Annotated in this window: 13 protein-coding genes and 1 pseudogene; 7 read left to right on the forward strand and 7 right to left on the reverse strand. The window is 57.4% G+C overall.

From position 1 onward, the window contains the following. Window positions 1-46: 46 nt before the first annotated feature. Window positions 47-397 carry an arsenate reductase family protein gene (locus tag OGM67_00920; GenBank protein ID UYJ36170.1) on the forward strand — a complete coding sequence of 117 codons (351 nt, stop codon included), beginning with the start codon at window positions 47-49 and terminating at the stop codon, window positions 395-397. A gap of 162 nt (window positions 398-559) precedes the next feature. Next, on the forward strand, window positions 560-2,362 hold the full coding sequence (gene pepF, locus OGM67_00925; GenBank protein UYJ34937.1) for an oligoendopeptidase F: 1,803 nt from the start codon (window positions 560-562) through the stop codon (window positions 2,360-2,362). A gap of 179 nt (window positions 2,363-2,541) precedes the next feature. On the opposite strand, the gene OGM67_00930 is transcribed toward pepF, so the two are convergent. Continuing rightward, window positions 2,542-2,847, reverse strand: coding sequence for a hypothetical protein (locus tag OGM67_00930; protein ID UYJ34938.1), 306 nt, complete (start codon window positions 2,845-2,847; stop codon window positions 2,542-2,544). A 628-nt stretch (window positions 2,848-3,475) separates the two neighbouring features. Here OGM67_00930 and rpsL point away from each other — a divergent pair. The 4 genes from rpsL to tuf all read left to right on the forward strand — a co-directional run bounded on the left by rpsL (window position 3,476) and on the right by tuf (window position 7,947). Next, window positions 3,476-3,901 carry a 30S ribosomal protein S12 gene (gene rpsL, locus OGM67_00935; GenBank protein ID UYJ34939.1) on the forward strand — a complete coding sequence of 142 codons (426 nt, stop codon included), beginning with the start codon at window positions 3,476-3,478 and terminating at the stop codon, window positions 3,899-3,901. A gap of 110 nt (window positions 3,902-4,011) precedes the next feature. Beyond that, window positions 4,012-4,482, forward strand: a complete 471-nt coding sequence (rpsG, locus tag OGM67_00940; GenBank protein ID UYJ34940.1) for a 30S ribosomal protein S7 — start codon at window positions 4,012-4,014, stop codon at window positions 4,480-4,482. 55 nt (window positions 4,483-4,537) lie between these two features. After that, the gene (gene fusA / locus OGM67_00945) at window positions 4,538-6,634 is read left to right on the forward strand and encodes an elongation factor G (protein UYJ36171.1); all 2,097 of its coding nucleotides are present in this window, start codon (window positions 4,538-4,540) and stop codon (window positions 6,632-6,634) included. Between the two features lie 107 nt (window positions 6,635-6,741). After that, the gene (gene tuf, locus OGM67_00950; GenBank protein ID UYJ34941.1) at window positions 6,742-7,947 is read left to right on the forward strand and encodes an elongation factor Tu; all 1,206 of its coding nucleotides are present in this window, start codon (window positions 6,742-6,744) and stop codon (window positions 7,945-7,947) included. A 169-nt stretch (window positions 7,948-8,116) separates the two neighbouring features. On the opposite strand, the gene OGM67_00955 is transcribed toward tuf, so the two are convergent. The 6 genes and pseudogenes from OGM67_00955 to OGM67_00980 form a co-directional block, all read right to left on the reverse strand. Beyond that, on the reverse strand, window positions 8,117-9,091 hold the full coding sequence (locus OGM67_00955; GenBank protein UYJ34942.1) for a pectinesterase family protein: 975 nt from the start codon (window positions 9,089-9,091) through the stop codon (window positions 8,117-8,119). 13 nt (window positions 9,092-9,104) lie between these two features. Next, window positions 9,105-9,407 carry a sugar phosphate isomerase/epimerase gene (locus tag OGM67_00960; GenBank protein UYJ34943.1) on the reverse strand — a complete coding sequence of 101 codons (303 nt, stop codon included), beginning with the start codon at window positions 9,405-9,407 and terminating at the stop codon, window positions 9,105-9,107. Window positions 9,408-9,458: 51 nt separating this feature from the next. Continuing rightward, on the reverse strand, window positions 9,459-9,770 hold the full coding sequence (locus OGM67_00965) for a TIM barrel protein (GenBank protein ID UYJ34944.1): 312 nt from the start codon (window positions 9,768-9,770) through the stop codon (window positions 9,459-9,461). A 14-nt stretch (window positions 9,771-9,784) separates the two neighbouring features. Next, entirely contained in the window at window positions 9,785-9,916 is a 132-nt protein-coding gene (locus OGM67_00970; GenBank protein UYJ34945.1) for a hypothetical protein, read from the reverse strand. A 12-nt stretch (window positions 9,917-9,928) separates the two neighbouring features. Continuing rightward, window positions 9,929-11,081, reverse strand: a pseudogene (locus tag OGM67_00975) (glycoside hydrolase family 88 protein). A 3-nt stretch (window positions 11,082-11,084) separates the two neighbouring features. Then, window positions 11,085-12,638 carry a glycoside hydrolase family 28 protein gene (locus tag OGM67_00980; GenBank protein UYJ34946.1) on the reverse strand — a complete coding sequence of 518 codons (1,554 nt, stop codon included), beginning with the start codon at window positions 12,636-12,638 and terminating at the stop codon, window positions 11,085-11,087. 131 nt (window positions 12,639-12,769) lie between these two features. On the opposite strand from OGM67_00980, the gene OGM67_00985 reads away from it, so the two are divergent. Continuing rightward, entirely contained in the window at window positions 12,770-13,633 is an 864-nt protein-coding gene (locus OGM67_00985) for an AraC family transcriptional regulator (protein ID UYJ34947.1), read from the forward strand. Window position 13,634: the final 1 nt, after the last annotated feature.

The following is a 13,634-nucleotide window of genomic DNA, read 5'->3' on the forward strand; positions in this document are numbered from 1 at the left end:
CGCAGGCGAGTTATAATGAATGGACAAAGCAAAGGGGAGTGAAACTATGCTGTTCCTGCAGTATCCGCCGTGTTCCACCTGCCAGAAAGCCAAAAAATGGCTGGATGAACACGGCATTGTCTACACCGCCCGCCATATTAAAGAGGACAACCCTACCGCTGACGAGTTGCGGGCATGGATCGCTGCGAGCGGCCTGCCCATCAAGCGGTTCTTTAATACGAGCGGCCTTGTCTACAAAAATCTGGGCCTGAAAGATAAGCTGCCCGCTATGAGCGAGGAGGAGCAGATCGCCCTGCTGGCCTCGGACGGTATGCTGGTCAAGCGCCCGCTGCTGGTGGGCGATGATTTCGTCCTGCCCGGATTCAAGCCCGCTGAGTGGGAAAAGGCTCTTCTGTGACCTGTAGGGGCGGACATTGCCCGCGCGCGGAACCCGGCGCTTGCCGCCAGTTTCCGGGCGGATATGGAATCCGCCCCTGCCTTGCCGTTGCCGCGCACTGCGGGCGAATAATGTTCGCCCTGCATCCTCTGCATAATAAAATTTTTTAATAAGGAGAACACAATGGCTGAAATTTTGAAAGAGCGCAGTGAGCTGGACCCGCAGTTCCAGTGGGATCTGACGCCGATGTATGAGAGCGACGCTGCATGGGAGGCTGCGCTGGAAAGTCTGGATGCTGACATCGAGAGTCTGTCTGCCTTTGCAGGCAAGCTGAGCGATGCTGTCACGATCGGGGCTTATCTCGACGCCTCCACCGAGGTGAGCCGCAAGGTGGAGCGCCTCTATTGCTATGCCTCGCAGCGCCACGATGAGGACACCCGCGATAACGCCGCCCAGAGCATGTATGCCCGCGTTGGCAGCAAATATGTCAAGATGGTCACGGCGCTGTCCTTCGCCCAGCCCGAGATCCTGAGCCTGCCCGAGGACAAGCTGGCGGCCATCGTCAACGACCCCGCAGTCGCAGAGTACAAATTCAATCTGGAGGACCTGCTGCGCAGCAAGCCGCACACCCTGACCAAGGCCGAGGAAAAGCTGCTGGCCAGCTTCGGCGAGGTCATGTCCGCGCCGTCTGAGATCTACCACAATCTCGAGGATGCCGACATGGTGTTCGATGCAGTCAAGAACGGGGAGGGGGAGACCGTGGAGGTCACCGGCTCCAACTTTGTGCCGCTTGAGATGAGCACCGACCGCACCCTGCGCGAGAATGCCTTCCACAGCTACTACAAGAGCTATCGCCAGCACATCAACACCTTTGCTGCGTCCTACTCCGGCGCTGTCAAGGCAGCGGCAGCCGAGGCCGCAGCCCGCAGCTATCCGTCCTCCCGTGCTATGTCGATGGCGGGGGAAAATGTGCCGGTTGAGGTCTACGACAATCTGGTCGCAACGGTGCGCAAGCACATGCCGGCCATGCACCGCTATGTCCGCCTGCGCAAAAAGATGCTGGGTGTGGACGCGCTGCACTTCTACGATGTCTATGCACCGCTGGTCGGCGATCTGAAAAAGACCTACAGCTATGAGACGGCACAGCAGATGGTGCTGAAGGCAGTCGCACCGCTGGGGGAGGACTATCAGGAGACTGTCCGCAAGGCTTACGCCGAGCGCTGGATCGATGTCTACCCCAACCGCGGCAAGCGCGGCGGCGCTTACTCCGGCGGCTGCTATGACTCCAACCCCTATATCCTGCTCAACTTCAGCGGTACGCTGGACAGCGTTTCCACGCTGGCGCATGAGATGGGCCACACCATCCACAGCTGGCGCTCCCGCCAGCATCAGCCGCCGCAGTACGCGGACTATACCCTCTTTGTGGCGGAGGTTGCCTCCACCGTCAACGAAAACCTGCTCATCGAGCAGCTGCTCCAGAACGAGAATGACCCCCAGACCCGCCTCTATCTGCTGAACCAGTACCTCGAGAACTTCAAGGGGACCGTTTACCGCCAGACGATGTTTGCTGAATTTGAGCGCGAGGCACATGCGATGGTCGAGCGCGGCGAGGCGCTGAACGCCGCCGCCCTGAACGAGCTGTACAAGCGTCTGGTCATGGATTACTTCGGCGAGGATATGGTCATTGATGAGGAGATCCAGTATGAGTGGGCCCGCATCCCGCACTTCTACCGTCCCTTCTATGTCTATAAGTATGCGACCGGCTACTCCACGGCAGTGGCACTGTCCGAGGGTATTTTGAAGGAGGGCGAGCCTGCCGTCAAGCGCTACAAGGAGTTCCTGTCGATGGGCGGCAGCGCCTATCCGCTGGATGAGCTGCGCCATGCTGGCGTGGATCTGGCCACCCCTGCGCCGGTCGATGCGGCTCTTGAGAAGTTTGAGCGCATTCTGGATGACGCCGAGGCAACACTGGCGAAGCTGCAGTAAGCCTGTCCCTGCAACCGGGTAGAGATGCGGGGACCGCACATGTGCGGCCCGCAACCCTCCGGCAGGCGCCTGTTCACCTTACATGAGCGGGCCGGGCATGCCCGGCCCCCACAGACGCAATACACCAAAAAGAGGAGCGCCCTCCGCGGGCGCTCCTCTTTAATAATAGGTATGCGATGTTACTTGCCCAGAACTGCCTTGATGTAGGCGGCCTCACGGGCTGCAATCTGATCCTGATATGCCTTTACGGCTTTGGCGTAGGCGGCCTCACGCTGATCGGCGGAAGCCTGCGCGGCCTTGCCGGCGGCAATTACGGCGGCTACTCTGGCGTCAGCCTGAGCCTGTGCGGCTTTTCCTGCGGCGATAACGGCAAGGCACTCCGCATCGGCTTTTGCCTGTGCGGCCCTGGCGGCCTTCAGGATCGCGGCGCTGTCGGCGTCAGCCTTTGCCTTTGCGTTTTTAGAGTAGGCATCGACAGCGGCCACATAAGCGGCTTCCTTGGCTGCAATCTGCGCCTGATAGGCCTTGACTGCGGCGATGTAATCGCTGTTTGCGTCTGCAAAAAACAGGTACAGCGAATGCGGATACCATGCACAGGGAAATGAGAACGGCTAGCAGTTTTTTCATTGTCAATACCTCCTTGAATTTCATGCTGAATAAAGGTTTTCGGCAGGCTCATCATTACCTTGCCTGTAATTATAGTATAACAAAAACCCGCGCTCGGTGCAATAAAAAACCGTATTGTCATTCCTACGATTCTTTCGGACAAAAATTGTGAAATATGTATAAAAATGTCTGAATTATGGACAAAAGATGCTGCTTTGGCGCATTGCATCGGGAAAAGCCGTGTGTACCGCTGTCGGATCATCGGTGTGCAAAGCCTTCCAAAAGCAGGCTGCAGTCCTGCGGAAGGCGGCAAAAACAGGTGGTTGGCTTTGAAAAAATAAAATTCTCTGTATTGCACGATTTTTTCAAGATTTTTTTGGCAATACTCTTGACAATTCGGTCGGAATACTGTAATATAATCATTGCGTGAGTTGCGGGGAATAGTGCGGCCTAAAGGTCGCAGCAACCGCAAAAAGCGCGTCAATAAGTGAAGAAAGGAGAAAAGAAATGCCTACTTTTAACCAGCTCGTGCGCAAAGGCCGTGAGGTCCTGGTCAAAAAGAGCACTGCACCCGCCCTTCTGAAGAGCTACAACTCCCAGAAAAAGGAGTACACCAACCTGAACAGCCCGCAGAAGCGTGGTGTCTGCACTGCTGTGCGTACCATGACCCCCAAGAAGCCCAACTCTGCTCTGCGTAAAGTTGCCCGTGTCCGCCTGACGAATGGTATCGAGGTCACCTCTTACATTCCCGGTATCGGCCATAACCTGCAGGAGCACAGCGTTGTTCTGATCCGTGGCGGTCGTGTCAAGGATCTGCCCGGTGTCCGTTACCACATCATCCGTGGTACTCTGGATACGCAGGGTGTTGCGAACCGTAATCAGGCCCGCAGCAAATACGGTGCTAAGCGCCCCAAGGCCGGTGCCAAGAAGTAAGGAAACATCTTTTCGCCATAAAATAGGCCAACGCCTTTTTTGTGGCACAACGGGAGTTTCTTAACTTTCGAGTACCGATGATATCATTCTATGTGAAGGAGGGAAGAAAGATGCCCAGAAGAGGTAATGTCGCAAAACGCGAAGTTCTGGCCGATCCTATTTACAATTCCAAGGTTGTCACCCGTCTGGTCAACTACATCATGCTGGATGGCAAGAAAGGTGTTGCTCAGGAGATCGTTTACGATGCATTCAACATCGTGAAGGAGAAGACCGGCAACGACCCGCTCGATATGTTCGAGAAGGCTATGGAGAACATCATGCCTAACCTCGAGTGCAAGACCCGCCGTGTCGGCGGCGCTAACTACCAGGTCCCCCTGGAGGTCAGCCCTGCCCGCCGCGAGACGCTCGGCCTGCGCTGGCTGACCGCTTACAGCCGCGCCCGCGGCGAGAAGACCATGTCTGCTCGTCTGGCCGCTGAGATCATCGACGCCACCAACGGTGTCGGCGGTTCCGTCAAGAAGCGCGAGGATACGCACAAGATGGCCGAGGCCAACAAGGCTTTTGCCCACTATCGTTATTGATAAGCTGTCTGAGGAGGTTTAAGCCATGGCTACGCCGAGAGATGTATCTCTGCAAATGACCCGTAACATCGGTATCATGGCCCACATCGACGCAGGTAAGACCACCACCACCGAGCGCATCCTGTACTACACCGGTATTAACCATAAGATCGGTGAAGTTCATGACGGCGCTGCCACGATGGACTGGATGGAACAGGAGCAGGAGCGTGGTATCACTATCACCTCTGCTGCTACCACCTGCTATTGGAGCCATACCGAGACTCAGCACGATCCGGCTCTCTTCAAGAAGAACCGTCATCGTATCAACATCATCGACACCCCGGGCCACGTTGACTTCACTGTTGAGGTTCAGCGTTCCCTGCGCGTTCTGGACGGCTCTGTTACCGTTCTGGCCGCCAAGGGTGGCGTTGAGCCGCAGTCTGAGACCGTTTGGCGTCAGGCTGACGAGTACAAGGTTCCCCGCATGGTCTACGTCAACAAGATGGATACCATGGGTGCCGATTTCTACCGCTGCGTTCAGATGCTCCATGATCGTCTGCACGCCAACGGTGTGCCCATCCAGCTGCCTGTTGGTCAGGAGGATACTTTCAAGGGTATCATCGACCTGATCGACATGCAGGCTGACATCTACTATGATGACATGGGCAATGATGTCCGCGTTGAGCCTATTCCTGAGGATATGCAGGAGAAGGCTCAGGAGTACCATGACAAGCTGATCGAGGCTGTTGCCGAGACCGACGAAGAGCTCATGATGAAGTACCTGGACGGCGAAGAGCTGACCAAGGAAGAAATCAAGGCGGCTCTGCGTAAGGCTACCATCTCTAACGAGATCGTTCCCGTTGTCTGCGGCTCCTCCTACAAGAACCGCGGCGTTCAGAAGCTGCTGGATGCCATTGTTGACTACATGCCGGCTCCTACCGACGTTGCAGCCATCAAGGGCACCAACCCCGAGACCGGCGAGGAGGAGGATCGTATCTCCTCCGACGACCAGCCGTTCGCAGCTTTGGCCTTCAAGATCATGACTGACCCGTATGTCGGTAAGCTCTGCTTCTTCCGTGTGTACTCCGGTACGCTGGACGCAGGCACTACCGTCTACAACTCTGTCAAGGATAACAACGAGCGTATCGGCCGTATCCTGCAGATGCACGCCAACAACCGTAAGGACATCGACACCGTTTACGCGGGCGATATTGCGGCTGCTGTCGGCCTGAAGAATACCACCACCGGTGACACGCTGTGCGACGAGAAGCACCCCATCATTCTGGAGTCCATGAACTTCCCGGAGCCTGTTATCCGCGTTGCCATCGAGCCCAAGACCAAGGCTGGCTCCGAGAAGATGGGCATTGCTCTGGCAAAGCTCGCTGAGGAGGATCCGACCTTCCGTACCTGGACCGATGAAGAGACCGGTCAGACCATCATCGCCGGCATGGGCGAGCTCCATCTGGAGATTATCGTCGACCGTCTGCTGCGTGAGTTCAAGGTCGAGGCTAATGTTGGCGCTCCGCAGGTTGCTTACCGCGAGACCATTCGCAAGGAAGCCAATCAGGAGACCAAGTACGCCCGCCAGTCCGGCGGTAAGGGCCAGTATGGTCACGTCAAGATCAAGCTGGAGCCCAACCCCGGCAAGGGTTATGAGTTCGTCAACGGTGTCGTTGGCGGCGCTATCCCGAAGGAATATATTCCCGCTGTTGACAACGGTATTCAGGGCGCTATGAAGGCGGGTGTTCTCGCCGGTTATCCCGTCGTGGATGTCAAGGTCACCCTGTGGGATGGTTCTTATCATGAGGTCGACTCCTCTGAAATGGCGTTCTCCATCGCCGGTTCTATGGCATTCAAGGAGGCCATGAAGAAGTGCGATCCCGTCATCATGGAGCCCATCATGAAGGTCAATGTTATCGTGCCTGATGAGTACATGGGCAACGTTATCGGCGACCTGAACAGCCGTCGCGGCCAGATCAACAATCAGGAGTCCGAGGGTGGCACGGCTCGTGTTACTGCTCTGGTTCCTCTGTCCGAGATGTTCGGTTATGCTACCGACCTGCGCTCCAAGACGCAGGGTCGTGGCCAGTACTCCATGGAGCCTGATGAGTATCAGCAGGTTCCCAAGAGCGTTGCCGACAAGATCATGGCCGACCGCGCTCACAAAGCCTGATTTTATAAGTCATACTTTATAAAATAGACTTGCTTTTTCTCTTTAAATTTTGTATGATAGTCTTACGCAAGACTACCAAATGTTTTAATTAAAGGAGGACACTTCCAATGGCTGAAAAGGAAAAATTTGACCGCTCTTTGGAGCATGTCAACATTGGTACCATCGGTCACGTTGACCACGGCAAGACCACTCTGACCGCTGCCATCACCAAGACTCTGGCTCTGAAGGGCGATGCCGACTTCATGGATTACTCCAGCATCGACAAGGCTCCCGAGGAGAAGGCTCGTGGCATCACGATCAACACTGCTCACGTTGAGTACCACACCGAGAAGCGTCACTACGCCCACGTTGACTGCCCGGGCCATGCTGACTACATCAAGAACATGATCACCGGTGCTGCTCAGATGGACGGCGCTATTCTGGTCGTCGCTGCTACCGATGGTCCCATGCCCCAGACCCGTGAGCACATCCTGCTCGCCCGTCAGGTCGGCGTGCCCAAGATCGTTGTCTTCATGAACAAGTGCGACATGGTTGACGATGAGGAGCTGCTGGATCTGGTTGAGATGGAGATCCGTGAGCTGCTGAACGAGTATGACTTCGATGGCGACAACACCCCCATCATCCGTGGTTCTGCTCTGAAGGCTCTGGAGAGCACCAGCACCGATCCCAACGCCCCCGAGTACAAGTGCATTTGGGAGCTGATGGATGCTGTTGATACCTACATCCCCACTCCTGACCGTGCTGCTGACAAGCCCTTCCTGATGCCCGTTGAGGACGTTATGACCATCTCCGGCCGTGGCACCGTTGCTACCGGTCGTGTCGAGCGTGGCACTGCTCACGTTGGCGATCAGATGGAGATCGTTGGTATCAAGGAAGAGAAGATGACCACCACCATCACCGGTCTGGAGATGTTCCGCAAGAGCCTCGAGTTCGCTCAGGCTGGCGACAACATCGGTGCCCTGCTGCGTGGCGTTGACCGTGACCAGATCGAGCGCGGCCAGTGCCTGTGCAAGCCCGGTTCTGTTCATCCCCACACCACCTTCGACGGTCACGTTTACGTCCTGAAGAAGGAAGAGGGCGGCCGTCATACCCCGTTCTTCAACAACTATCGTCCTCAGTTCTACTTCCGTACCACCGATGTTACCGGCATCATCACCCTGCCCGAGGGCACTGAGATGTGCATGCCCGGCGACAACGTTGATATGCACGTTGAGCTGATCACCCCCGTTGCCATGGAGGAGGGCCTGCGTTTCGCTATCCGCGAGGGCGGCCACACCGTTGGTTCCGGCGTTGTTTCCAAGATCGAGAAGTAATTTCTTGCTCTGAAAAGCAATACTATGGGCGCTGTCCGCAAGGGCAGCGCCCATTTTTTGTACCCATCAGCCTGCCGCAGGAACCGCCGTAACAGGCAGCAGGAAAAAACAAAGAAGCCATACGGAGCAGGTGAGTATGCCTGTTCCGTATGGCTTTTATTGTTGGTGCTTATACAAGCCCGAATTCGGCCCGCAAACGCGCCAGCATTGCACGCTGGGCATCCGCCTCGGCAATGCTATCTACGCTGCCAAAGGCGCGCGCAGGGGCGCTGCCGGGGCCTGTGGAGCCGTATTCGCCGAAGCGTGCGGTCTTTTCGTTCTCGGGGTCATGCCAGTTGTCCCAGCCGCCGGCGCAGACTTCCTCGCTCAGGGAGCAGTCCAGCCAGTAGCAGGCCGCGTCAGCGCGCCACGGGCGGCCCAGATAGACGCTGCCGGGGGCGCAGTTGCCCGCTACGGTGCAGTCTACAAAGAGGTAGCCGGGCTTGCCAGCGGGGGTGCTGGGGGCCGTGATGTAGCAGATGCCGGTCTTGTGGTGCCACGGCTCAATGCGGCAGCTGTCAAACACAGCATTGGCCCCGCCAAAGATAAAATCAATGTTGCCGCGGATCGTGCAGCGGCGGTAATACTGGGTCGTGTCCAACCGGGGGGCATTCTCGCGCGGGCCGCGGAAGCCATTCTTCTCACGCTCCTGCAGGGGCAGGGGAGCGGTGAAAAGGGTGTCCTGATTGCCGTAGAGGTTTACATCCTCCATCAGCACACGGCTGGCATCAGCATAGGCGGCAAGCGCCTGACCGGCCTTTGCACCGTCACCGGCGTTATTCTGGATGGTCAGGTTGCGCACGACCGCCTTGCCGCCGCCCAGAAACAGCGTTTCGCTGCGGAAGGTGCCGGTCTTGGCCTCGCCCGGCCATGGGTCACGGCCGCCGACAGAGGCGGTGATAACGGTGGCATTGCGGTACTCGCCCTCAATGATATAGTCAGCCAGCTCGATGAAGGGCCGCTCCTCATAGATGCCGTGCTTGATGTAGAAGCGCACCGGCAGCTCCGGCGTTTCGGCGCAGGCCGCCACGGCTTCCGTCAGGGTGCGGTAATCGCCGCGGCCGCTCTCGTCCACGACCAGTGTTTTTCTTTCGTGTTCAGCCATCAGAAAAATCCTTTCATAAAAGCGATGTCACTGGCCGCACGCGCCGGCACAGCCTCCTCGCGCAGCACCGGAAGAGCGGCTGGGGCAGCTGGCGCAGCATGGCAAACGCCCCGGCATAGTCGGTGCGGCTCTCCTCTAAGCTGGTGTGCAGCAGGCTGCCGTCCGGCGCAAACGCTTGCCCTTTGAAATGGACAGCCACGATCTGATCCCCCAGCAGTGCGCCCATATCGTACCAGATGCGGTCCTGTGCGTCTACATTCTCAGCAGATACAAGGTTGCTCATGTCAAAGATGACCTTCAGATTCGGGCTGCGCATCGTGGTCCAGAATGTGGCGCGTGGCTGCGGCGGAGTTCATGCTGTGATAGGTCACAGGCTCGATGCTACGGTAACGCCGAGCGTCTCGGCAGCGGGCAAAATCTCTGCCAGACTGCGGCAGAGAAGCTCCTGCGCCTGCGCACGGGTCGTCCCGGCAGGCTGCTTGGACATGGCGGTGGTTTCGGTGCCGATGCACCCGGCCCCCAGCGCCTTGCATACAGCCAGCTGGCTCTTGAAATCGGCTACATTGCAAAGGCGGCTCTCATCATTTATGGCCAGCTCGACATAGGTGCCCAGCACGGCGACCTGAATACGGTGTGCTTTTTCGGCTGCAACCGTCTCGGCCACCAGCGCATCCGTCACATCGGCGTAGCTCTTTACAGAGGGGACGCATTTTTATATGCAAGCTGCACAGCCGCAAAGCCATCGGCAGAGACCTGCCCGAACAGCTCCTCCGGCGTGCCCTTGCCATAGTCGTGCAGGCGGGCGCCTACAATAAAATTCGGCATGGTGCAGCCTCCTTACTTCTTGCGCGCGGCGAGGATCTCGGTGTAGGCCAGCAGCAGGGGACCGACACCTTTGGCGTCGTTCTCAACGACCGGCTCGCTGAAATAGTAGGCAAGGCTGCCGTCGCGGCGGTAGCGCCGCCAAGCCCGGCCACCAGACAGATGCCGCCAAGCTGCAGGGCACCGTCTGCGCCCCACGCCGAGATGACGGTCGCAGGTGCCGTAGAAGGCCTTCTCGCCGTAGGCGGCGTACCGCTTGGGCAGGTAGCCAAGGCGCACACCCCTTCAGCACGGCGTAGGCGAACAGCGCACTGCCGGAGGTCTCCAGATAGTTGCCCTCCACACCGGCCTTGTCGATGACCTGCCAGAACATGCCGCTCTCGGCATCCTGGAACGCGATCATTGCGTCCACAGCGTCCTTGAGCATCGACATGATTGCGCGGTACTCATAATAGAGCATATCGTCCATGCGCTCGAGCACATCGACCATCGCAACAAGGAACCAGCCCATGGCACGCAGCCAGAAGTTGGCGCTGCAGCCGGTCACGGGGTCGGCCCAGTACATCTCGCGGCTCTCGTCATAGCCGTGGTAGTACAGGCCGGTTTTGGGGTCCTTCATGTGCTTCTGGATATTCATGAACTGTTTGTAGCTGTCAATGCAGCCGTGCATCCCGTTGCAGCGTGTTTCATACTCCATGTAGAAGGGCTGGGCCATGTAGGTGCCGTCCAGCCAGACCTGATTCGGGTAGATTTTTTTGTGCCAGAAGTTGCCCTCCTTGGTGCGGGGCTGGGTCTCCAGCTGGCTGCGGATCGTCTCGATGGCATCGCGGTAGTGCTGCTCGCCGGTCAGGTCATAGAGGGTGAACAGGTTCTTGCCCTGATTCACATTGTCAAGGTTGTACTCCTGCGGGTCATAGGTCTCAATGACGCCGTGATCCTTGACAAAATAATCGAGAAAATTGCGGGAGAAGGCCAGAAACTTCTCGTCCCCGGTCGTCTGGTAGAGGCTCAGACAGGCGGTGATCATGCAGCCGTCGATGTAATTCCATTTGTTCGGCTTGCCGCTGCGCACCTTTTCAATGTTCCAGAGCGGTGCTTCGGCGGTGGAGCCGGCAATCAGGTAATCTACATAGTGGCCCAGTGTGGTCAGAATCTCGTCATGGGTCATGGTTCAGTCCTCCTCATAGCGGTCAACATGGGTCAGCTGCAGGCGCTCGCCCTCGTAACCGGTAATTTCTACATTGTGCAGTGCGATCTTGCGCACATTCTCGGCGTGGATGCCTACCTTGCAGCTGGCGCCTGCGCCGCACATCATGGCTGCCTGCCCGGGGCGCGCATCGGGTGCAAAGCTGATCTTCACATCCCGCATTGTCACGCCCTCGATGGGCTGCTCCGGCAGACCGCTGAACCAGCAGCCCGCATACTGGGCATCGGTGGCTACGATATGCTCCATCTCCAGCTTGCCGAGGGTCGGGGTCGTATCGTCCACGGGCTGAGGCTCATGCGTCTGTACATAGTCGGTGCGGCCGTCCGGGTCGCAGAAATAGAACATGTTGATGACAAAGGGCGTCAGAACGCCGTCCATCACGACATTGCGGAAAGCCAGCCCGTCAATGACCGCGTACTTGCCGCGGCCGCGGCGGGTCTTGACGCGTAAGCCCCGGTCGGTGTGGTCCATCAGGCACTGGGTCACTGTGACATTTTTGATGCCGCCGCTCATCTCGCTGCCGATGACCAGACCGCCGTGACCGCGGCTCAGGCAGCAGTTGCGGATGATAACATTCTCGCAGGGGACATGCAGCTTCATGCCAAGGAACAGCTTGCTCGACTTGAGCGCAATGCAGTCGTCACCGACATGGACATGGTTGCCGATGATGTTGACATTCTTGCAGCTCTCGGGGTCGATGCCGTCCGTGTTGGGGCTTTGGGAGCTGTTGCGGATGCGGATGTTCAGAATGTCTACATTCTCGGAGTAGGTCGGATGAATCGTCCAAGAGTAGCTGTTGCAGGCCAGCACGCCGTGCAGTACAACATTTTTGGCGCCGCTTGTAAAGAAAAGGCGGGGCCGCCATGCGATCTTCTTCTGCTTCGGGTTCTGGTACCAGTCGCCGTTCTGGGCGTTGCAGTCCAGCGTTCCCTCGCCGGTGATCGTCACATTCTCCGCGTTGATCACATTGATGAGTGCGGCAAAGCTGTCGAGGGGGTTGCCCTCCCACAGGGCCAGATACTGCTCGTCCTTTTCGTTATGGCAGGGGAGAACGCCCGGCAGGATCGGGTAGTCACGGCGGTCGGTGCCGCCGAGCAGCGTGCAGCCCTTTTCAAGATACAGGGTCGTATTGCTCTGCAAAAAGAGGCTCTGGGTGCGGTAGGTGCCTGCGGGCAGATAGACCGTACCGCCGGCCGGGCAGGTGGAAAGCGCCGCCTGCAGCTTGGCGGTGTTGTCAGTCACGCCGTCTGCCACAAGGCCGTAACGGCTGGCATCGACAAAAAAGCTCTCCTCTGCGGTGGTGAAGGTGAGCGTGTCGGTCACGCCGTCCAGCGTCACAGCAAGGGTATAGGTATGGGCAGGCTCAAGAGAATAGAGCGAAAATACGTTCGTATCCCCGCTGCAGACGGCGGCACCGTCCAGCGTGACGGTGTAGGGCGCCGGGGCGCGATAGCAGCTGTCATTGACCAGCTCAAACACCGCGCTGCGTGACATAGAACGAACAAGCGTGATTTTCATGAGTGAACCCCCAAATGATTGAAAATTTGTATAAAAATAGTTTGAAAAACAGCAAAAATTGTGCTATCCTTAGAAATAGAACAAGAATCAAACGCCGGGTGCAGCGCGCCGCGGCAGTCAGGAGCAGCAGTATGGTTTTGGAATATGTCTACTCGCCCCATGTGGACTTTTTCATCGACCGGGTCGACCGTGATACCGGCTACGAGATGGCCAGCTTCCATATCCACCATAAGTATGAGATCTACTATGAGATCGAGGGCAGCCGCCGCTATTTTATCGAGGATGCCGCCTACATCGTCAATGCGGGCAGTGTGGTGCTGATCGGTGAAAATCAGATCCATAAGACCGCCGCGCTGGGGGATGGTGCGTCCAGCCGCATCGTGGTCAACTTCAGCCGCGAGTTTCTTGATAAAATTACCGATTTGTTCCCGGATGTGGACTTCTTCTCTTTTTTGAGTGAGGAGCATAACCACCTGCTCTCGGTCATCACGGTCAAGCAGCAGAACCATATCCAAGGCATACTGCAGCAGCTTCTTACCCTGCAGGAGGAAACCTCGCCCGAGGCCGATGCCATGCGCAGGATGCTGCTGGCAACGCTGCTGCTTGAGCTGAAGGAGCTCTGCCGCCAGCAGCAGGAGAAGGGCGGCGACAGCGGCCGCGTAAGCAACCACATCGTTGACCAGATTCAGGCCTATATCGCGGAGCATTATGCGGAGAAGCTGACCCTGACCGGCATTGCCAACCAATTTTATATCAGCCCCTACTATCTCAGCCGCCTCTTTAAAAAGTCCATCAACCTCAGCCTGATCGAGTACATCAACGGTGTGCGCATCAAGGCCGCGCAGAATCTGATTGAAAAATCCAACGAGAGCATCTCTGATATTGCCGAAAAGACCGGCTTTATGACGACCGCGCATTTCCGCCGCGTGTTCAAGGATGCCACGGGGCTTTCCCCGCAGCAGTACCGGCAGTATTATAAGAGAGCGAATAAGTAAG

The sequence above is a fragment of the Oscillospiraceae bacterium genome (assembly GCA_025757985.1).
Classification (GTDB): domain Bacteria; phylum Bacillota; class Clostridia; order Oscillospirales; family Ruminococcaceae; genus Gemmiger.

Coding starts and splice junctions, on each gene's coding strand:
- OGM67_00920 (UYJ36170.1), top strand. CDS start 47: ATGCTGTTCCTGCAGTATCCGCCGTGTTCCACCTGCCAGAAAGCCAAA.
- pepF (UYJ34937.1), top strand. CDS start 560: ATGGCTGAAATTTTGAAAGAGCGCAGTGAGCTGGACCCGCAGTTCCAG.
- rpsL (UYJ34939.1), top strand. CDS start 3,476: ATGCCTACTTTTAACCAGCTCGTGCGCAAAGGCCGTGAGGTCCTGGTC.
- rpsG (UYJ34940.1), top strand. CDS start 4,012: ATGCCCAGAAGAGGTAATGTCGCAAAACGCGAAGTTCTGGCCGATCCT.
- fusA (UYJ36171.1), top strand. CDS start 4,538: ATGACCCGTAACATCGGTATCATGGCCCACATCGACGCAGGTAAGACC.
- tuf (UYJ34941.1), top strand. CDS start 6,742: ATGGCTGAAAAGGAAAAATTTGACCGCTCTTTGGAGCATGTCAACATT.
- OGM67_00955 (UYJ34942.1), bottom strand. CDS start 9,091: ATGGCTGAACACGAAAGAAAAACACTGGTCGTGGACGAGAGCGGCCGC.
- OGM67_00960 (UYJ34943.1), bottom strand. CDS start 9,407: ATGCGCAGCCCGAATCTGAAGGTCATCTTTGACATGAGCAACCTTGTA.
- OGM67_00970 (UYJ34945.1), bottom strand. CDS start 9,916: ATGCCGAATTTTATTGTAGGCGCCCGCCTGCACGACTATGGCAAGGGC.
- OGM67_00980 (UYJ34946.1), bottom strand. CDS start 12,638: ATGAAAATCACGCTTGTTCGTTCTATGTCACGCAGCGCGGTGTTTGAG.
- OGM67_00985 (UYJ34947.1), top strand. CDS start 12,770: ATGGTTTTGGAATATGTCTACTCGCCCCATGTGGACTTTTTCATCGAC.